The 20,401-nt window shown below is 67.4% G+C and carries 9 protein-coding genes and 1 riboswitch; of the genes, 3 read left to right on the top strand and 6 right to left on the bottom strand.

Annotated elements, in window-relative coordinates; all coding sequences use genetic code 11:
• Positions 1-149: 149 nt before the first annotated feature.
• Positions 150-506: an aspartate 1-decarboxylase gene (gene panD / locus AC07OK_RS11165; protein ID WP_026334859.1), complete on the bottom strand. Its 357-nt coding sequence runs from the start codon at positions 504-506 to the stop codon at positions 150-152.
• A 201-nt stretch (positions 507-707) separates the two neighbouring features.
• Here panD and AC07OK_RS11160 point away from each other — a divergent pair, with 201 nt between their 5' ends.
• Positions 708-2,447, top strand: a complete 1,740-nt coding sequence (locus AC07OK_RS11160) for a GGDEF domain-containing protein (RefSeq protein ID WP_494690367.1) — start codon at positions 708-710, stop codon at positions 2,445-2,447.
• A 7-nt stretch (positions 2,448-2,454) separates the two neighbouring features.
• On the opposite strand, the gene AC07OK_RS11155 is transcribed toward AC07OK_RS11160, so the two are convergent.
• Together AC07OK_RS11155 and AC07OK_RS11150 are read right to left on the bottom strand one after the other, a co-directional pair.
• Entirely contained in the window at positions 2,455-4,041 is a 1,587-nt protein-coding gene (locus tag AC07OK_RS11155) for a serine hydrolase (protein WP_494690366.1), read from the bottom strand.
• 2 nt (positions 4,042-4,043) lie between these two features.
• Positions 4,044-5,888 carry a M1 family metallopeptidase gene (locus AC07OK_RS11150; protein ID WP_494690365.1) on the bottom strand — a complete coding sequence of 615 codons (1,845 nt, stop codon included), beginning with the start codon at positions 5,886-5,888 and terminating at the stop codon, positions 4,044-4,046.
• 91 nt (positions 5,889-5,979) lie between these two features.
• Positions 5,980-6,164: riboswitch (yybP-ykoY riboswitch) on the top strand.
• Between the two features lie 10 nt (positions 6,165-6,174).
• On the opposite strand from AC07OK_RS11150, the gene AC07OK_RS11145 reads away from it, so the two are divergent.
• Positions 6,175-6,750, top strand: coding sequence for a TMEM165/GDT1 family protein (locus AC07OK_RS11145; RefSeq protein WP_494690364.1), 576 nt, complete (start codon positions 6,175-6,177; stop codon positions 6,748-6,750).
• A 107-nt stretch (positions 6,751-6,857) separates the two neighbouring features.
• A complete protein-coding gene (locus AC07OK_RS11140; RefSeq protein WP_494690363.1) occupies positions 6,858-7,103 on the top strand; it encodes a hypothetical protein in 246 nt (81 codons plus the stop codon).
• Between the two features lie 6 nt (positions 7,104-7,109).
• Here AC07OK_RS11140 and AC07OK_RS11135 read toward each other — a convergent pair whose 3' ends face one another.
• The 3 genes from AC07OK_RS11135 to AC07OK_RS11125 all read right to left on the bottom strand — a co-directional run bounded on the left by AC07OK_RS11135 (position 7,110) and on the right by AC07OK_RS11125 (position 20,370).
• The gene (locus tag AC07OK_RS11135; protein WP_494690362.1) at positions 7,110-9,263 is read right to left on the bottom strand and encodes a CehA/McbA family metallohydrolase; all 2,154 of its coding nucleotides are present in this window, start codon (positions 9,261-9,263) and stop codon (positions 7,110-7,112) included.
• 205 nt (positions 9,264-9,468) lie between these two features.
• Positions 9,469-18,138, bottom strand: a complete 8,670-nt coding sequence (locus tag AC07OK_RS11130) for a glycoside hydrolase family 94 protein (RefSeq protein ID WP_494690373.1) — start codon at positions 18,136-18,138, stop codon at positions 9,469-9,471.
• A 186-nt stretch (positions 18,139-18,324) separates the two neighbouring features.
• Positions 18,325-20,370, bottom strand: a complete 2,046-nt coding sequence (locus AC07OK_RS11125) for an aminotransferase class V-fold PLP-dependent enzyme (RefSeq protein WP_494690361.1) — start codon at positions 20,368-20,370, stop codon at positions 18,325-18,327.
• Positions 20,371-20,401 lie beyond the last annotated feature (31 nt).

The following is a 20,401-nucleotide window of genomic DNA, read 5'->3' as shown; positions in this document are numbered from 1 at the left end:
GAAAGTTAACAGCTTCCTCAAATGTTTACAAGAAATTTGAGGGGAAGGTTCAGGGTCAAGTCTGACATTCGGACACGAGCTCTGCCGTAACGCTTGATTACGGCAGAGCTCGTGTCCGAATGTCAGACTTGACCCCAGGGTTTTGCAACTTATTTCATGCCTTTGATCTTGTTCTTGTCGTCGACGAACACGACCTTCGGCTTGTAGTCGCGGGCCTGCTCTTCCGTCATCGGTGCGTAGGTGCAGATGATCAGCAGGTCGCCCAGCTGGGCGCGGCGGGCGGCGGCGCCGTTCAGCGAAATCTCGCCGGTGCCGCGCAGGCCAGGAATGGCGTAGGTGGCGAAACGCTCGCCATTGTTCACGTTGTACAACTCAATCTTCTCGTTGACCCAGATATCGGCCGCGTCCAGCAAATCCTGGTCGATACCGCACGAACCCTCGTAATTCAAATCCGCCTGCGTGACCGTCACACGGTGCAGCTTGGAGCGCAGCATAACTCGTTGCATAGACATCTTCTTCATCCCTCGATTAGTAAAAATTTAAGCTTTGCATCATAACAAACAGCCCTGCCGTGACGCGAGGCCGCCATCCTACCATTAGCGGCCCAGCGCGTCTCATTTCGCGCCGCCGCCACCGGCCCAACAACCACAGCCGCCACGCTTTGTGGCATATTGCCAGCTAGCAAAATGAAATGCAGGTTGGCAGCAATGAGATTAACCCGATTATTCGCCCTCACCGGCGCCGTGCTGGCGGTGCTGGTGTGCGGCATGCTGGGGCGGCTGCTGTGGGGCGAGTGGGAACACTACCGTGCCGCAGGCAGCGGCCACCACGCGCTGCAACTGATGCAGCGCGCCATGATCGCCGCGGAAAAACTCTCCTTCGAACGAGGCCCGGTCAACGCCGTGCTGGGCGACCACGTGCCGGCCGATCCGGCCTACCGCGCGCGCCTGCTGCGCGCGCGCGCCGACACCGACCAGGCGCTGGCGCAGCTGCGGCGCGAACTGGCCGCCGCGCCGGTGCCCGCCGCGCTGCCCGGCGCCCTGCCGCCAGCGCCACTGGGACCGCTGTACCAGGCGCTGGCCGCGGCGCGCCAGACGGTGGACCAGCTGGCCGCGCTGCCGCCGGCCCAGCGCACGCCGGAACGGCTGGGCGAAACCGTCGAACGCATGTTCCGCCTGGTGCCGCTGGCGCTCGACGCGGTGACCGGCTACACGCGCGCCTCCGAACAAGTCTATCCCCGCATCGGCCGCATCCTGACCAAGGCCCGCCTGACGGTCGAACTGCGCGAGTTCGCCGGCCGCCTCGGCTCGGCGCTGACGGTGCCGCTGGCCTCCGGCCAGCCGCTGACCGAGAGCGACCACGAACGCCTGCAATTCCTGCGCGGGCGCATCGAGCAGCTGCGCCAGCTGATCAAGATCCCCAGCGGCGACATCGACACCGAGCCGCGCGTGCTGGCGGCGGTGGCGCGCATGGACCAGCTGTACTTCGACACCGGCCAGCGGCTGGTGGTCGAGATCGAGCAGGCCAGCCGCGCCGGCCGCGCCTACGGCATGGACACCGGCCAGTTCGCGCAACGCTATGTGCCCTGCATGACGCCCATCCTGGCGCTGCGCGACGTGCTGCTGGAAGAGGCGCAGGCGCAGGCCCTGCGCGATTTCCAGGACGCCCGGCGCGAACTGATGCTGGCCCTGCTGGTGGGCGCGGCCATCCTGCTGGCCCTGACCCTGCTGCTGCTGATTTTGCGGCGGCGGGTGGTGATCCCGCTGCTGCGCGCCACGCGCGCGGTGGTCCGGCTGGGCAACGGCGACTTCTCGCTGCCGCCCAGCGGCGCCCGCCGCGACGACGAGATCGGCGACATGCTGCGCGCGCTGGCGACGCTGCGCGCCAACAGCATGGACCGCCAGCGGCTGGAGCAGGAACGACTGCACCTGATCGAGGAACTCAAGGTGCGCGCCGATACCGACTACCTGACGGGCATCCTGAACCGGCGCGCCTTCACGGCGGCCGGCAACCTGCGCCTGCGCGGCGCCTGCGAACGCAACGAGACGCTGGCGGTGATCTTGTTCGATGTCGACCACTTCAAGTCGGTCAACGACTCCTACGGCCACGACGCCGGCGACCAGGTGCTGATACGCATCGCCGAGGTGGTGCGCGACAGCCTGCGCGACGGCGAGATCGTGGCGCGCTACGGCGGCGAGGAATTCGTGGTGATGCCCGCCTGCTGCGGGCTGGAGGCGGCGCGCGCGCTGGCCGAGCGGCTGCGGCTGGCGATCGAACAGGAGCCGCTGACGCTGTCCGACGGCTACATCCTGCGCGTGACGGCCAGCTTCGGCGTGGCCGTGGCGCACGGCCCGCACGCGGCGCTCGACGACCTGTTCCACGCCGCCGACCTGGCGCTATACCGCGCCAAACACAACGGCCGCAACCGGGTCGAGAGCCAGGTCTAGGCCTGGCTTACTTCGCGACCTTGTCGGACTTGGGCGGCTTCACCGGCGTGAAGTTCAGGTCGCGGAAGTCGTAGCTGAAATCGGTCTCCATCGAGACCGGCGCCATCTTCATGCGCTCGATGCTGGCGTCCGGGTTCAGCGCGAACGTCACGTACGCATCGGCGTTGAAGTTGCGCTCCTTCCAGCGCACGATGAAGGTGTCGTGCTGGAAGTGCTCCAGCTCCCCCGTCAGGTCGGGCGTGCGGGTGAACGTCATGATGTGCCGCTTGCCCTCGGCGCGTATGGTCACCTTGCCGTACCACGGGTCTTCATACTCGCCGTCGTAGGACGCCAGCGGCAGCGACGGCGTCGACTTGGCGCTGCGCGCGCCGACCTCTTTGCCCTGGCGCTCCAGCTCCTCCTTGTGCGCCACCGCTTCCTGGTCGGCGTACAGCTTGATCCAGTCGCTGGCCGGCACGTCCAGGTACTGGTCCAGGATGCGCCAGTACAGCGACGCCATCGCCGGGCTGTTCTCGGCGTTGGTCAGGATGGCGATGCCCAGCTTCTCCTCCGGCACCATCAGCACCGTCGAATAAAAGCCCTGCAGCGCGCCGCCGTGCATGGCGATCTTGCGGCCCTTGTAGTCGCGCAGGTTGAAGCCCAGGCCATAGGCCGCGAAGTTGGGCTTGGTCGCGGCCAGCGCAGGTTTCGGCTCGCGGATGCGCATCGGCGTCTGCTCGGACCACAACTCGCCCAACTGCTTGGCGCTGATCAGCTGCGTGCCGTTTTCCAGCTTGCCGCCATTGAGCAGCATCGCCATCCAGCGCGCGATGTCCTCCGCACTGGTGTTGATGCCGACCGCGCCCACCGCGTTCTCGACCAGCATCGGCTTGACCACGGCCGCCTTGTCGTTGATCTTGCTGTGCGGCGCCGAGTAGTCGGACGTGGCCAGCATCTCGGCCACGCTGGTCTTGGTGCCATTCATGGCCAGCGGCGCCAGGATGCGCTCCTGGATCGCCGCGCCCCACGGCTTGCCGGCCTTGGCGGCGATGATCTTGCCGGCCACGATGTAGAGCAGGTTGTCGTAGGCGTAGCTGTTGCGGAAGCTGGTGGCCGGCTTCACGTAGCGCAGGCGCGCGATGATTTCGTCGGTGCTGAAACTGGTGGTCGGCCACCACAGCAGGTCGCCCGCGCCCAGACCCAGGCCGCTGCGGTGCGTCAGCAAATCGCGCACCGTCATCGCGCCGGTGACGTAGGAGTCGAACATCTGGAAGTCCGGCAGATGCTTGGTGACCGGATCGTCCCAGGCGAGCTTGCCCTCGTCGACCAGCATCGCCAGCGCGGCGGCGGTGAAGGCCTTGGAGTTGGAGGCCACTTCGAACAGCGTCTTGCCGTCCACCGGGGTCGGGTCGCCCAGCTTGCGCACGCCGTAGCCGTTGGCGGCGATCACCTTGCCGTCCTTGACGATGGCGATCGCCATGCCGGGAACGTCGAAGGTCTTCAGCGCCAGGTTGACGTCGGCGTCGAGGTTGTAGGCCGGCGCGGCGGCCAGCGCCGGCACGGACACCGCCAGCACCAGCAATGCGGTTGCAACAGTACGGGAGAATTTGAGCATCGTTATTTTTTAAATTGTTTGTCGACCGATCCCTGGGTGACCGGATGATAGTGCTCGCGCGCCTGGGCGTAGACCGACTTGGCCCATTCCCGGTCGCCGGGATTTTTCAGCAGCGCGGTGTACAGCGGCACCACGAACTTCTGGCGGCCCACGCTCATCAGGAAGGTGGTCAGCGGTTCGCGCACGTTGTAGCCGGCCTTGATCGAGGCCAGGTAGAAGCGGTAGGCGATTTCATTGTTGCCGCTCTTGCCCAGCGCGAAAGCCTGGTCCAGTTCCCGCAGCTGCGTGGCGTTGGCCTTGCCGTCGATATCGTTCAGGAAGTGCATCCATTCGAGCGCGATCCAGTTCTTGCCGTTCAGGTCCCTGGTCGGCAGCTCCCCCTTCAGCCACGCGCTGCGCTGCGCATCGAGCGCGGCCAGGCGCGGCGAGGCCGCGTGCTTGGCGCTGGCCGGAATGCCGGCGCCGTACAGCCACTCGTCCAACTCCGCCGGCGCCATCACTTCAGGATGCGCATCCAGCAGGTTTTTCTTCAGGTAGACCACGAATTCGTCGGTGGTGGCGGACTTGAACGCGTGCTGGTCGAACCAGCCGCGCAGGAAGGGATCGAACACCTCGCGGCCGGCGCGCTGCTCCAGGGTGCGCAGCAGCCACGCGCCTTTCGGATAAACCAGGCCGCTGTCGGTGTAGCTGGCGGCGCTGGTGTCGGCGTCGCGCGTGACCAGCGCCTGCTTGGCCGCCGGGATGGACGGCAGCGAGGCGAGCGCCTCCTCCTGCTCCACTTGCAGGTTCATCTCCGCCACTTCCTCGCCGTACAGCTTCTCGACGATGCGGGTGGTGACGTAGGTAGTGAAGCCTTCGTTGAGCCAGAAGTGCTTCCACGAGGCGTTGGTCACCAGGTTGCCGGACCAGGAGTGCGCCAGTTCATGCGCGATCAGGTCGACCAGGCTGCGGTCGCCGGCGATCATGGTCGGCGTGAGGAAGGTCAGGCGCGGGTTTTCCATGCCGCCGATCGGGAACGACGGCGGCAGCACGATCATGTCGTAACGCTCCCACCGGTACGGGCCATACAGGCCTTCGGCGGCGCTGATCATCTTCTCGGTGTCGGCCAGCTCGTAGGCGGCGGCGTCGATGCGGGCCGGCTCGGCGTAGACGGCGGAGCGCGGGCCGATGTTGCGCACGTCGATCTCGCCGATGGCGATCGCCAGCAGGTAGGACGGAATCGGCTGCGCCATCTTGAATTTCCAGCCGCCGGCGCCGGTCGATTGCTGGTCGTTCTCGGCGCTCATCACCACCCGCATGCCGGACGGCGCTTCGATGCGGGCGCTGTAGGTGAAGCGCACCGCCGGCGTGTCCTGCACCGGCGCCCACGAGCGGGCGTTGATTTCCTCGGACTGGCTGAACATGAACGGACGCTTGCCGGACATGGTCTGCTGCGGCGACATCCATTGCAGCGCTGCGGCCGACGGCGCGGTGCGGTAGTACACGCGCACCTTCTGCGGCTGGAACGACAGCGCGATGCGCAGCGCCCTGCCCTTTTCGGCGTCGGGCTTGTCCAGCATGAAGGAGGCGGCGCTCCAGCGGCCGTTCGGGTTCAGCACCTGCACCTTGGCGATATTGAGTTCGTTCGTGTCCAGCACCAGCGTGCGGGCCGCCGGGTCGATCCAGTTCAGCGTCAGCTCGGCGTAGCCGGCCAGGGTCTTGTGGCCAAAGTCGGCCTTCAGGTCCAGATACAGGTCGCTGGTGCGGACCTGGTCGTAGCGCGCGTAGCTCAGCGGATCGGCGTGGGCGGCGCCCAAGGCCATCAGCGCCGACAGGACGAACGCGGACAGTGGTTTTTTGATAGGCATGGTGGTCTTTTCAATGTGGTCCGAAGCGCGAAGCAGAATAGCATAGCCATGTATCGGCGGTGTGTACGCGGCTGCACCGTATGCTATCATTCAGGCCGTTAGTGGGGAGTAGTCGGCTTGCGCCGCCCCGGCGCAAGAACCTGTGTCAACATAATCGGTCCGCAGACCGTGGTGCAGGTGGTTGAAAAACTTGACGAGACCATGATCGAGGTGCGGCCATGATGGGCCGGAGTCGCGCCTGGATCATTGGTTAATCGTTTCCGGCCCGCGTACTACATACCATCCCATGGAAGCCTTCCTCGTCTCTACCGGCATCGTCGCCCTCGCTGAAATCGGCGACAAAACCCAGCTGCTCGCCTTCTGCCTGGCCGCCAAGTTCCGCCGTCCGCTGCCCATCGTCGCCGCGATTTTCGTCGCCACCATCGCCAACCACGCCTTCGCCGCCGCCGTCGGCGCCTGGATCACCAGCCTGCTGGGGCCCGATATCCTGCGCTGGGTGCTGGGCCTGTCCTTCCTGGCGATGGCCGCGTGGACGCTGGTGCCGGACAAGATCGACGAGGACGACCTGCCGCTGGCGAAGTACGGCGTGTTCCTGACCACGCTGATCGCCTTCTTCGTCGCCGAGATGGGCGACAAGACGCAGGTGGCCACGGTGGCGCTGGCGGCCCGCTACGACAGCCTGGTGGCGGTGGTGTGCGGCACCACCTTCGGCATGATGCTGGCCAATGTGCCGGCGGTCTACCTGGGCGACAAGATCGCCCACCGGGTGTCGCTCAAACTGGTGCACGGCATCGCCGCGCTGGTGTTTGCCGTGCTGGGCGTGGCCACGCTGCTGGGCGCAGGTTCCAGCCTCGGCGTGTAAGGTCAAGGCTTTTTTACTCCGTTCCGTGTGTTACCGCACGGAGATAAAAGAATTAACAATCTATTATACTTGTCACTTGATTACCGACAGGGCAGGGAATGCGATTGATGAGCAAAATAGCGGCGCTGTTATTGAGCGCCTCCGCGTTGAGCGTTCAAGTCTATGCCGCCGAGACGGCGCCGGTGGCCGCACAGGCCAGCGGCAACGTCAGGACGGTCAAGCCGGCGCCGGGCAAAACCAATATGGTGTCGGTGCCGGAGCCGGTGAACTACAAACTGACACTGCTCGGGATAGCGGTGCTGTTGCTGTTCGCGCGCACCAGCAAGAAGCGCGAACAGCCGTGGACCAAGTAAGCGGGCTTACTGCACGTTCAGCGTGACGTCGTCGATCAGGAACGCCGTCGATACCGTCGCATCCTCCACGCCCTCGAAGTAAATCCTCACCGTCTGCCCTTTATAGGCCGACAGGTCGAAACTCTTCTGCACATACGTGCTGCCCTTGTTCAGATTCGAATACGTCGCCAGCGTCGCCAATACCGCGTTGGCGCCGCTGCGTACCTGCACCTTGAGCGTGTCGTAGGCGGTGCTGGTGGTGGTCTCGCTGGACACCACTTGCAGCCAGAACGCCAGGGTGGCGCTGGTGGCGTCGGCCGGTATCGTCACGGTCTGGTACAGCGTATCCGTATGGGCGCTGCCATAGCCGTCCAGCCAGGCCTTGTAGCTGCCGCCGTGCGCGGCCTGGCTCGAATCGGAGCTGATGACGCCCGACGTCGCGGTCCATGAGGCGGCGCCCGATTCAAAGCCGCCGTTGACGATCAGCTGCGTGGCGGCGGGCGGCGTGGTGCCGCCACCACCGCTGGTCTGTGTAACCCACACCGGCGCCGACCACAGGATGTTGCCGTCGTTCTGGGTGATCTTGGCGTAGTAGAAGTGCTCGCCCACGGCCGGCGTGATGCTGGTGCTGGCGGTGGCCGACAACTGCGTCACCGTGCCGTTGCGGCCGGGGACACCCTCATACATCTTCACCGTCGATACCGTCTTGCCGCTGCTGCTGGCGAAGTTGGCGACCAGGTTCAGGGCGCCGCTGTTGGTGAAGCGCTCGCCCATCACGTGGCCGTTGGCGGTCAGGATCAGCTGCGAGGTCTTGTCCATGGTGGCGAACACGCGGCGCGCCTTGATGGCGGCGATCATGCTGGCGGTGCTCAGCGGCGTGCCATTGGGCAGCAGCACGCCGGTGCGGTTGGTGTAGGAAGCGCCCCAGTTGGCGCAGTGGTTATCCTGATCGCTGGAGAAGGCGACGTGGTAGCCCGCCTCCAGCGCCTTGTTGCAGGCGCCTTCGTAGGTGCTGCGGCCGGTCTCGGTCTCGCTGGTGTTGGTCGAGAAGGCCGAGGTGTTGAGCACTTCGCACAGCGCCATCGCCTGGTCGCCGTCGGCGGTGTAGCCCAGCGCCGTACCGTTGACCAGGAACTGGCCCGACGATTCCGGATGGTTGAACTGGCCGACGTAGCCACGCTGGCGCATCAGCGTGTACAACGCGGCGTAGTCGTTCTTCGGCGTCAGCGTGTCGGCGATCAGCTGGCCGCTGCCGTTGCTCTCCCAGCCCAGCAGCTCGGTGGTGTTGAAGATGTTCATATGGCCGCCGTTGTTGATCACGCCCCACTCCAGCCCATACATGCCGAGGAAGCTGGCGTGCGCGCTGTTGAAGTTGGCGGCGGCGGCCAGGCCGGACTGGAACAGCGCCTTGGCGACGGCCGGATCGGCCGCGGCGTTGGTGCTGTCGGAACCGTCGAACATGTGATTGTGCTCGGAGGCCATCAGGAAATCGAGGCCCTTGTCCATCGCGTACTGGTAGGCGTCGGCCGGTCCCAGCGCCGCGCTTTGCGGCGCCTGCGCGCCGGTGCAACTGCCCAGCGGGCCGCCGCCGTCGCTGTGGTTGGTCTGGCTGTGCAGGTTGCCCAGGTAGACCGTGTAAGGCAGCGACGCGGTGGCGGCGACGGCGCCCTGCACCACGCGGCCATTCGCGCGCGCGGCCGCAGAATGCAATGTCGGCAGCGCCTTGAAGGCCGGCATGGCCTGCGCCGGATTGTGGCCCACCGAGATGTCCCAGCTTTGCTCGACGGTCTCGCCGCCGGTGACGGCCTGCATGCGCGCCAGATAGACGCCGTCGGTCAGGATCAAGCCGTCGGCGCGGCCGTCCCACGCGATGCTGACGTCGACCGGCTTGCCAGCGATGCGCTGCACACCCCGCCACTGCTGCACCACCACGCCGTCGGGGCTGACCAGCTCCAGGCGCCATTGCACGTCCTGCTCACGCTCCAGCAGGGGGAAGTCGAAGGCGAGCTTGAAGGTACGGGCTTCCGGCCGTTCCCGGTCGGCGCCGTCGGCGGCGAAGGGCGCGTGCAGCGTGGCCTCGAACTCATGGTGATCGGCCTTGGACGCGTGGACCGCGCCAATCGCGCCGGAAGACAAAATCAACATCATCGCGAGCCGGGACAGCATCTTAGATTTGTTCATCACTTCTTTCTCTCTGCGGTTGGGAATCCAAAATTCTGGCAACTATGCATGACAGGAAGATGACGAACCAATTCGAATTTACTTGGCTATTCAGAGGTGTTTGGAATAAATGCGGTGGCGCCTGGGGCCGCACGCGACAACGGCGCGGAGTTAATTTTCCGCGCCGTTGTAACGAGGATGAAAATGTCCAGAATGGGACACTCTGTTAAGAATTGAACGTGGCCGGCACCAGCAATTCGACCTTGTGGATGCTGGCGGTATCGAGCAAATCGATCGCCATGCCCAGCTGGCGCACGCCGTCTATCGCCATGATCGGCGCGCCGGGTTCCGCCGACTTCATCACGCGTATCACATACGACGCCGCGCCGTAGCGATAGGTCAGCGTGAAGTGATCCCACTCGGCCGGCATGCGCGGCGCCATCGTCAGCTGGGTCGCGGTGCGGGTCAGGCCGAGCAGCGATTCCAGTATCAGCCGGTACATCCAGCCCGAGGAGCCGGTGTACCAGCTCCAGCCGCCACGGCCCACGTGCGGCGCCACCGCGTAGACGTCGGCCGTCACCACGTAAGGCTCGACCTTGTAGCGCGCCATGCCTTCCGGCGTGCCGCCGTGCTGCACCGGGTTGATCATGCGGGCCAGCTCCCAGGCGCGCTCGGTATCGCCCAGGCGGGCGAAGGCCATCGCGGTCCAGATGGCGGCGTGCGTGTACTGCCCGCCGTTCTCGCGCACGCCGGGCACGTAGCCACGGATGTAGCCCGGATTCGGACCGGACTTGTCGAACGGCGGATCGAGCAGCTGGATGATTCCAGAATCCCGGCGCACCAGGCGCTGATTGACCTGCTCCATCGCGCCGCGCACCCGCACCGGATCGGCGGCGCCGGACAGCACGCCCCAGCTTTGCGAGATCGAATCGATCTGGCATTCCTCGTTGGTGTGCGAACCGAGCGGCGTGCCGTCGTCGAAATAGGCGCGGCGATACCACTCGCCGTCCCAGGCGTTGTGCTCGACGTTGGCGGCCAGCTGCTTGGCCTCGCCGCGGCATTCGGTGGCGAAGGCCGGGTCCTGCATCAGGTCCGCCACCTCGGCAAAGCGCTGCAGCACCTCGCACAGGAAGAAGGCCAGCCACACGCTCTCCCCTTTGCCATGCTCGCCCACCTTGTCCATGCCGTCGTTCCAGTCGCAGGAGCCGATCAGCGGCAAGCCGTGCACGCCGAAGCGCAGGCCGTTGCGGATGGCGCGCACGCAGTGCTCATACAACGTTCCGCTCTGGCTGGAACGGCTCGGCATGTCGTAATAGGAGTCCTCTTCCGGCTTGACGGCGCGGCCCTCCAGGTAAGGCGCGCTTTCGCCCAGCACGCCGACGTCGCCGGTGGCGATGACGTAGCGCCAGGCGCCCAGCGGCAGCCACAGATAATCGTCCGAGCAGTGGGTGCGCACGCCGCGGTCGGAAGGCGGATGCCACCAGTGCTGCACGTCGCCTTCCAGGAACTGGTGGGCGGCGCACAGCATCAGCTGGTCGCGCAGCAGCTGCGGTTGGGTGTGGATGGTCGCCATCGCGTCCTGCAACTGGTCGCGGAAGCCGAAGGCGCCGCCGGACTGGTAGTAGCCGCTGCGCGCCCACATGCGGCAGGCGATGGTCTGGTACATCAGCCAGCCGTTGGCCAGCAAGTCCAGCTCCGGCTCCGGCGTGTCGATGCGCACCGCGCCCAGGGTCTGCTCCCAGTGCGCGTGCACGGCGGCCAGCGCCTCGTGCGCGGCGCCGGCGCTGCGGTGCTTCTGCGCCAGGCTGCTGGCGTCTGCGTTGCGGCGGCCGGCCACGCCCAGCACAAAGACGATCTCGCGCTCCTGGCCGGGCAGCAGGTCGAACGGCACCTGGATCGCGGCGCAGGCGTCCAGCCCCGCGCCGATCTTGCCGGACAGGCGGGAGCGGCGCATCGCCACCGGCGCCGCCAGCGAGCCGTTACGGCCCAGGAACTCGCTGCGGTCGCCGGTGTAGGTGCACAGCGTGGCGTCGCAGTTGAAGAAGGCCACGCGGCCGGTGAACTCGGTGTTGTAGGCGTTCTTGGCGAACAGCGCGCCGCTGACCGGATCGGCCTCGGTGACGATGTGCATGCCGGACTTGGAGCGCATGTCGCCCAGCACCCATTCGACATAGCCGGTGGCCGACAGGCGGCGCGTCACCAGCGAGTCGTTGCGCACCTTGAGCACGGTGTACTTGATCGGCGCGTCGGTGGCGACGAAGGTGGTCATCTCGGTGGCGATGCCGGTCTCGGTGTGCTCAAACACGCTGTAGCCGAAGCCGTGGCGCGTGACGTAGCTGCCGTTGCCGCGCGCCGGCAAGGCGGTCGGCGACCAGAACTGGCCGCTCTGTTCATCGCGCAGGTAGAAGGCCTCGCCGCTGCCGTCGCTGACCGGATCGTTGTGCCAGGGCGTCAGGCGGAATTCGTGGGCGTTCTCGTGCCAGGTGTAGGCCTGGCCGCTTTCCGAGATCACGCTGCCGAACTGCGGATTGGCCAGCACGTTGGACCACGGTGCCGGCGTGCGCTGGGCGTCGCTGGTGGTGATGACGTATTCGCGGCCGTCCGGCGTGAAGCCGCCGATGCCGTTTTCCAGCACCAGCTGGCGCGCGGCCGGCGTGGCCGCGCCGGCGTCCGCATACTCGCCGCGGTTGTCCACCATCAGCGGCGGCATGCGCATGGCCGGCGGGCCGGGACGCTTGATCTGCTCGGCCAGCGTGCCGCGGCTGTCGCTGAGGATGGCGCGCGCCACCGATTGCAGCAGGATGCGGTCCTCGTTGGCGATCTGGTCGGCCAGGCGCACGAAGATGCCGCCCGGACGGTCGATGGCCTGGGCGTCGATGCCGGAGGCGATCAGGCCCATGATCTGCTCGTGCAGCACCTGGCGGTAACCCGACTGGTCTTCGTACCAGATCACCAGGTCGACCACCAGCCCTTTCAGGCGCCAGTAGGCGTGCGCCTGCACCAGCTGGCGCGCCAGCTCGATGTTGGCCGGGTCTTTGATCTGCAGCAGCACGATCGGCAGGTCGCCGGAAATCGCGTAGGCCCACAGGCCGGACTGGCCGCGCTGGTTCTTGCCCAGCGTGCCGGCGTCGGCGCGCAGCGCGGCGTTCGGGTAGATGACCGAGTTGGCCAGGCGTCCGTACAGCTGGGCGTCCGCCTCGCTGGCGTTGAGCTGGCGCAGCACCACCTGGCTGTGGGTCCACGCCAGTTCGAACACGCGGTCGGCCAGGTGGCGGTCCTGGTATTTGTCGATCAGGTGCAGCGCGGCGTCGCGCTGCTCGGTCATGCCGGTGACGATGTCGACGATGGCCGTCTGGTCCGGCTTGAGCGTGATGGTGTAGCGGATCGCCACCACCGGATCGAGCACCGAGCCTTCGCTGCCGCCCAGGGCGTCCTCGCTCAGCATCGCTTGCGGCGCGGCGGCGGTGTTGCCGCGGCCGATGAAGCGCGAGCGATCGGTCTCGAACGAGACCCCGGTGACGGCGGCGTCGTGCACCATCATCGAGTGCATCAGCCACGGCATGGCGTCGGCCGGGCCGCGCGGACGGCGCGTGCACAGGATGGCGTTTTCGTCGCGCAGGATCTCGGTCTGCACGAACAGTTTGCTGAAGGCCGGATGGGCGGCGTCGGCGGCGGCCGGCGCCATCACCACCTCGGCAAAGCTGGTCACCTCGATGGTGCGCTCGCGGTCGGACTTGTTGGTGATGCGGGTGCGGCGCAGCTCGATGTCGTCTTCCGGCGAGACCACGATTTCCGTGTACAGGTCGATGTTGCGGTCGGAGCGGCGGAACTCGGCGCGGCCTTCGGAGAAGATCACCTCATGCTTGCGCGGCTCGACCAGCGTCGGTTGATAGGTGGTGGACCAGAACTGGCCGTCGTCCATGTCGCGCACGTAGCAGAAGTTGCCCCAGTTGTCGCGGGTGCTGTCTTCGCGCCAGCGCGTCACGGCCAGGTCCTTCCAGCGGCTGTAGCTGCCGCCGGCGTTGCTGACCATGACGTGATAGCGGCCGTTCGACAGCAGCTGGGTTTCCGGCACCGGTGTGCTGTGCTGGGCCAGCACGCGCATCGGCATGGCCTGCTCCGGCGCGTTGGAGCGGATCGCCGCCAGCTCGGTGGTGTTGGAGTAGAAGGCGCCCGCCTGCGGGCTGCGCTCCTGCAGCACCAGCAGCGTCGATTGCAGCAGCGGATCGGATTCGAAGCGGCGCTGCATCGGCCGGTCGTGCAGCAGGTAGCTCAGCGCCAGCAGCCCCATGCCCTGGTGGTGGACCATGAAGGAGCGGATCACCGCCGCCGTCTGGCCGCGCGGCAGGCGCGAGCTGGTGTAGTCGACCGCCTCGAAGAAACCGTAGCGGCCCATGTAGCCCAGCCCCGCCATCTTCTGCAGGTTGAGGCAGGCCGCTTCCGGCTGCACCATCAATCCCAGCATGGTGGCGTAGGGCGCGATCACCAGGTCGTCGACCAGGCCGCGCTTCAGGCCCAGGCCGGGCACGCCGAAGGCGCGGTACTGGTAATTGAGGCTGGCGTCGACGGTGTTGTAGCCGGACTCGGAGATCCCCCACGGCACGTTGCGGCGCTTGCCGTAGTCGATCTGGGCGTCGATCACCGCGTGGTAGGTATGGTCGAGCAGCGTGCTCGGATAGTTGGGCATCACCAGCAGCGGCATCAGGTACTCGAACATCGAGCCGCTCCACGACAGCAGCACCGGTTTGCCGGCGACGATGCACAGCTGGCGGCCCAGCGCGAACCAGTGCTCCTGCGGCAGCTGGCCCTGGGCGATGGCGACGAAACTGGCCAGCCGCACTTCGGAGGCCAGCAGGTCGTAGCAGCTGGCGTCGAGGCGGCGCTCGCTGACGTTGTAGCCGATCGCCAGCAGGTTGGTGGTGGTGTTGTACAGGAAGCCATATTCCATCTGGGCGTAGGCGCCGCAGCGCTGCGCCAGCTCGGCCAGTTCGCGCATGCGCTCGTGGGCGGCGCTGGCGCCCTGCGCGCACAGGCCGGCCAGCAGCAGCTGGCGATCGCGCTCGGCCGGGGCCAGGTCGTTGGCCAGCACGGTGTCGGCCTGGTTGATCATGGCGGCCAGTTCGCGCAGCGTCGGCACGCGCGCCAGGCTGGTGTCGAAGACGGCGTCCGCCGGCAGCTTGACCCACGGCGCCAGCAGCGCCAGTTCCGTCTGCGCGGCCTGACATTGCTGCGTCAGCGCGGCATGCCATATGGCCGCTTCGCTGTGCGCATCGGCCGGCGTCTGGAACGTGGCGGCGGCCGCGCTCACGCGGGTCAGCCAGGCGTGCAGTTGCTGCAGGTTGCCGGCGTCCGGCGTGGGGCCCAGCGCCGCCAGCAAGGCGTCCAGCGGCTCCGTGTCGGCGGCGCCTTCCAGCGACTCCTGCAGCACGCGGCAGGTGGCGACGATGCCGTCCACCGTTTGCGGTCCCAGTATCGGCTGGTCGTACAGGCCGGTCAGGCCGGCCTGCAGGGTAAGCAGGTGGCCGGCCAGGTTGCCGCTGTCGACGGTGGAGATGTAGATCGGGTGCAGCGGCTTGAGCGTCTGCGTGTCGTACCAGTTGTAGAAGTGGCCCTGGTGGCGTTCCAGCTGGTCCATCGTGGCCAGCGTGCTGGCGGTGCGCGCCATCATCTGGCCGACGGTGAGGTAGCCGAAATCGCTGGCGCTCAGGTTGGCCAGCAGCGCCATGCCGATATTGGTGGGCGAGGTGCGGTGCGCCACCACCTGCGCCGGGTGCTCCTGCATGTTATCGGGCGGCAGCCAGTTGTCTTCCGGGCCGACGTAGCGCTCGAAAAAAGCCCAGATGCGGCGCGCCAGCTGGTGCAGGAAGCGGTGCTGCTCCGGCGTGAGCTGGGCGTGGCGGCGCGCGATCGGGCGGCTGATCCGCTCGGCCACGGCCGGCGCCACCAGCCACGCCAGCAGGAACAGCGCGGCCGGCGCCAAGCTGACAGGCCGCCAGCCCCACAGTGCGCCGCCGACGAACAGCGCCAGCACCGGCGATACCCACATGGTGCGCCAGACGCCGGCCGCGCCTTGCGCCGCGCGCGACAGCGCCGAGGCGCGCCACTCCAGCAGGTGCTTGTGCGAGACCAGCATGCGCCAGGCGCTGCGCAGGATGGCGTCGAGGCTGAAGTAGGCCTCGTAAGGCAGGAACACCAGCATCAGGACGGCGTGCGCGAACTGCATGCCGCCGCGCCGCAGCGCGGCCCGTATGTGCTGGCTCCACAAGGTGTCTTCGGGGCGGCGCAGCAGGTCATGCAGGGTGCTGACGATGGGCGGCAAGAAGATCACGGCCAGCACGGCGGCGGTCCACAGCCACGGGTCGGGCAGCCAGCGCCAGGCGGTGATCAGCGACAGCACCAGCGCCGGCGCGGTCAGGCTGCGGCGCAGGTTGTCGAACAGCTTCCAGCGCGACAGCAGCGACAGCGGATTGCGTTCGCGCTTGCGGTTGGGCGCCGGCACGCGGCCGAACACCCACGAGGCCAGTTGCCAGTCGCCGCGTATCCAGCGCTGGCGGCGGCTGACGTCGTCGCTGTAGCGGGCCGGATAGGCTTCGTACAACTGGGCATCGCTCAGCAGGCCGGCGCGCAGGTAGCAGCCCTCCAGCAGGTCGTGGCTGAGGATGCGGTTGTCCGGCAGCCGGTCCCCCAGCACCTGCTCGAACACGTCGACATCGTAGATGCCCTTGCCGATGTAGGAGCCTTCGAAGAACACGTCCTGGTAAACGTCGGAGACGGTGCGGGTGTAGGGATCGATGCCCGGCTCGCCGCCGCACAGTTTTTCGTACAGCGAGGCGTTCTCGCTCGGCAGGCTGACCGTCACCCGCGGCTGCAGGATGCCGTAGCCTTCCACCACGCGGCCGCGCGCGCTGTCGATGCGCGGCTGGTTCAGCGGGTGCTGCATGGTGGCGATGAACTGCGCGGCGGCGTCGCGCGGCAGCTGGGTGTCGGTGTCGAGCGTGATGACGTACTTGATCGCTTCCAGCTCGCCGACGTCGCCCACCACCACGCTGAACTTGTCGCGCGCGCCGCCGCGCAGAAAGCGGTTCAGCTCCTGCAGCTTGCCGCGTTTGCGCTCGTCGCCCATCCACACGCCCTCCTGCGGATTCCAGCGGCGCGGCCGGTGCAGCAGCAGGAAGGGCGCGGCCGGATCGCCGTTGGGATGGGTGGCGTATTTGCGGTTCAGTTGTCCGATGCAGCGGTGCATCTGCTCCACCAGCGCGGCGTCCCCCGGCAGGGTTTCGGCGGCGGCGTCGGCGAAGTCGGTCAGCAGGCAGTACACCAGGTTGGGATCGCGGTTGGCCAGGAAGCGCACTTCCAGCTGCTCGCACAGGTCGGCGATGTTCTCCTGGCTGTAGACCAGGGTCGGCACCACCACGATGGCGCGCGCGTCGGCCGGCACGCCGTCGCGGAAGTCCATGCGCGGCAGCGGATTGGGGCGGGTCACCAGCGTGGCGATCCAGTTCACCAGGCTCAATGCCAGCTGGCTGCTGCCCAGCAGCGCCAGCACGCCGAGCAGCACGATCACCGCGCCATTGACGCCGTTGCGCGCAGCGCGCTCCAGCAGCAGCGCGGTCGACACCAGCGCGATGGCGGCGATGGCGCCCAGGTAGGACGTCAGCGGCGAGGCGCGCGAGGTTTGCTGCAAGGCCTCCAGCCACGGCCGGCGCATGCCGGTCTGCTTTTCCAGCGCGGCCAGGCCGCCGCCGATCAGGTAGAAACCCACGTGGCCGTGGCGGGCGTCGCCGCCTTCGTAGTGGGCCTGCGCCAGCTGCAAGGCTTGCTGCGCCACTTCGAGTTCCGAGTAGCGCGAGCGCTTGGCGATTTTTTCGATCGCGTGGCGGTACTGGTCGCGGGTGGCGAATTCCATGCGGCCGTAGATGGCGGCCGGGTCCTGGCGCAAGGTCTGTTCGACCACGCTCATGGTCTCGACGAACTCCTGCCAGTCCATGGTGCCGAGGAAGCGCAGGCTGCCGATGCTGTTGGCGATCGAGACCTGCTCGGCCGCCTGCTGCTGGATCTCGGTCTGGATCTGCTGCTCGATGGTCTGGTCGGTTTCGGCCAGGCGGTGCGTGATCCACGACAGCGCCAGGGTCAGCGCCGGGCTTTGTCCCTGCAGGCGGCGCGCCAGCTCGGCCACGAAGGCGCTGCTGATCGGTGGATTGGAGCGGGCCATGTCGGCCACCATCAGTATCAGGCCGCTGGGATTTTTCTCGGCGACGTCGGTCATCTGGTCGGCCCAGCTGTTGGCCAGGTCGCGGTGGCTGCGGTTGTCGGCCACGCGCGCGGCCACGCGCCGCAGGTTCTCGATCAGCGCCAGGCGCAGCATGATGGGTATGGCCCACAGCTCGCCCAGCTTGAGGCTGGCCACTTCCTGGTAGGCGTCGACGAAGCGGCACAGCGATTCGGGATCGACGCGGCCGTCGCCGTGCGAGATGATTTCCAGCGCGATCTTGTAGACCCGCGGCGTGCCTTCCGGCGCGCCCTTGCCCAGGCGCGGCAGCTGCTTGCTGTAGTCCTTGGGCAGGTGGCGGCGGGCGATGCGGATCTGGTCTTCGATCAGGTAGAAATTGTCGAGCAGCCATTCGGAGGCGGGCGTGATCTGGCGGCCGGCCTTGACGGCGGCGGTCAGCTCGTCGCAGGTGGCGTCGATGACGGCGGCGTTTTCGGTCAGCCGCGCCAGCAGGCGGTCGCGGCCGCCGCGCTTGCTCAGTTCGTGATGCGTGGCCAAGGTCTTGCCGTGCGCGGCCATCTGGGCCGCGCTGAACAGTTCGGCGCGCAGCGGCAAGTCTTCGTCGTCGGCGTCGGACAACAGGGAGCCTGAGGGGGATTCGCGGAAGCCCAGCGTGAGGTCGGGCATGAGGGGGGCGGGCTTGTTCAACGGTGTACCTCGTTTTGATTCTGCGAATAGGAAATTATCTGCCTAGGCATGGTACGGGGGCGCACGGCTGGCGACTGTACGCTGACGTACATATGGAATTTCCACGAAAAAAAAGGCCGCTTGCGCGGCCTTGTAAAGGAAGAAAACTTGATCGGCTGTGTTGCCCTAGGCGGCGTGCGCCAGCGGCGCCAGCGCCAATCCGCCGCTGAGGCTGTAGACCTGGGCGTGGCCCAGGCGGTGCAGCAACTGCGCGGCCTTCAGGCTGCGGTTGCCGCTGCGACAGAAGAACACCAGCGGGGTTTGCTCGCCTTGCAGCCACTCGCTGGCGTGCTCGGCCAGACGGCTCAGTGGCACGCTGCGGGCGCTGCGGCCGGCGGTTCCCGGCGTGATGGTGGCGGCGAACTCGTACGGCTCGCGCACATCGATCAGCTCGGTGTCGGGATGGGCTTGCAGGAAGGCGTCGAGCGCCGCGCGGTCGAGTTGCAACGCGGCTTGCGTGGCGGACGCGGCGGGCGCGGCCATGCCGACGCAGAACTGGTTGTGCTCATCGCGCGTCGGGCACAGCAGCGTCTGCGCGCAGGTCAGCGCACGCAGTGCTTCGACGGCGGGCCGCGCACTGAAGGCGAAGCGCACGGCCTGCGGCGGCAGCGCCGCATCGACGGCGGTGCCCAGCAGATAGTGGCGCGCCGCGCCGTCGGCCACGCTGAGCAAGGTCTGCGCGCCGAGCTCGATGGCATGGCCGGCGGCCGGCCAGCCGTAGGCGTCGGTGGCGACGTGGCTGTCGACGTGGCGGCCCAGCGCACTGATCAGCATGCCGCGGTCGATGTCGAGGGAGGTGCTGACGATGGCCTGCACCTGGTAGTTCTGGCAGCGCACATACGATACGATGCGGGCCGTCATGTCCGGCAAGGGATCGATGACGATGCAGCTGCGGCTGGCGGCGTCCAGCACCATCCAGCTGCACGCGCCTTCCACGCCCAGTTGCAGCAAGCCGTCGTGCGGCACGGCCGCGCGTTCGGACGGGATCAGACAGCTGGCGCGCAGCGCGGCGCCGCAGCGCTCGATGCGGCGACAGGCGTCCTCGATGGTGGCTTCGTCGGCCAGCGGGCCGAAGGACATGCGGATCGCGCCGGCGCTGCGCCACAGCGGCGCCTGCATGGCGTCCAGCACGTAGCTGGGCGCGGCCTTGGCCGCCGAGCAGGCGCTGCCGGAGCTGACGCGCACCTGGGCGGCGTCGAACACGTCCATCAGTTCGCGGCTCGACAGGCCGGGCACGGAAAAGTTCAGCGTGGTCGGCAGCGATTTGTCGAAGGGGTGGTTGAACACCACGCCGGGCAAGGCGGCGCGCAGGCTGTCGGCCAGGCGGGCGCGGAAGCCGGCCAGCTGCTGATGGCTGCGGAAGGTGTCGCCGCGTTCCAGCGCGGACAGCACGGCGCCCAGCGCGGCGATGCCGGCCATGTTCTCGGTGCCGGAGCGCTGGCCGCTTTCCTGGCCGCCGCCCATGATCAGCGGCGTGAACGGCGCGCCGGCGCGCACGTACAGCATGCCGATGCCCTTGGGCGCGTACAGCTTGTGGCCGGAGAACGGCGCGTAGTCGATGCGGGTGCTGGCCAGGTCCAGGTCCAGCTTGCCCAGCGCCTGCACGCAGTCGACCAGCCAGTAGGCGGCGCTGCCGGTCTCGGCCAGCAGCACTTCGATCGCGGCCAGGTCGGTGATGATGCCGGTTTCATTGTTGGCGGCCATGGTGCACACCAGCGCGGCCTGCGGCGCCCACTGGCGCAGCAGCGCCAGGTCGTGCGCGCCGTCCTGGTCGACCGGCAGTTTTTGCAGGCTCAGGTTCAGGCCCAGCAGGCGGTTCCAGTGCGCCAGGCTTTCCGGCACGGCCTTGTGCTCGGTGGCGCCGTAGACCAGCAGGCTGCCGATGGCTTCGCCACGCTCGCGGCGTTCGCGCAGCGCCACCAGCGCCGACAGCACCGCCGTCTGGATGCCTTCGGTGGCGCCGCTGTTGAACATCAGGCGGCCGTCGCCCACGCCCAGCAGGCGCGCGGCGCAGGCGCGGCTCTGGTCCAGCAGGACCTTGGCCTTCAGGCCGGTGCCGTGGCTGCTGCTGGGATTGCCGTAGCGCTGGCCCATGGCGTCGGCCGCGGCGGCGATCGCGGCCGGCAGCACAGCGGTGGTGGCGTTGCCATCGAGGTAGATTTCGGTCGTCATGATAGTGGTGCCTGTACTTATGTCATCGATA

It is taken from the genome of Duganella sp. GW821-FHT07G03 (assembly GCF_059418605.1).
This window is presented reverse-complemented; position numbering and strand designations above follow the sequence as displayed.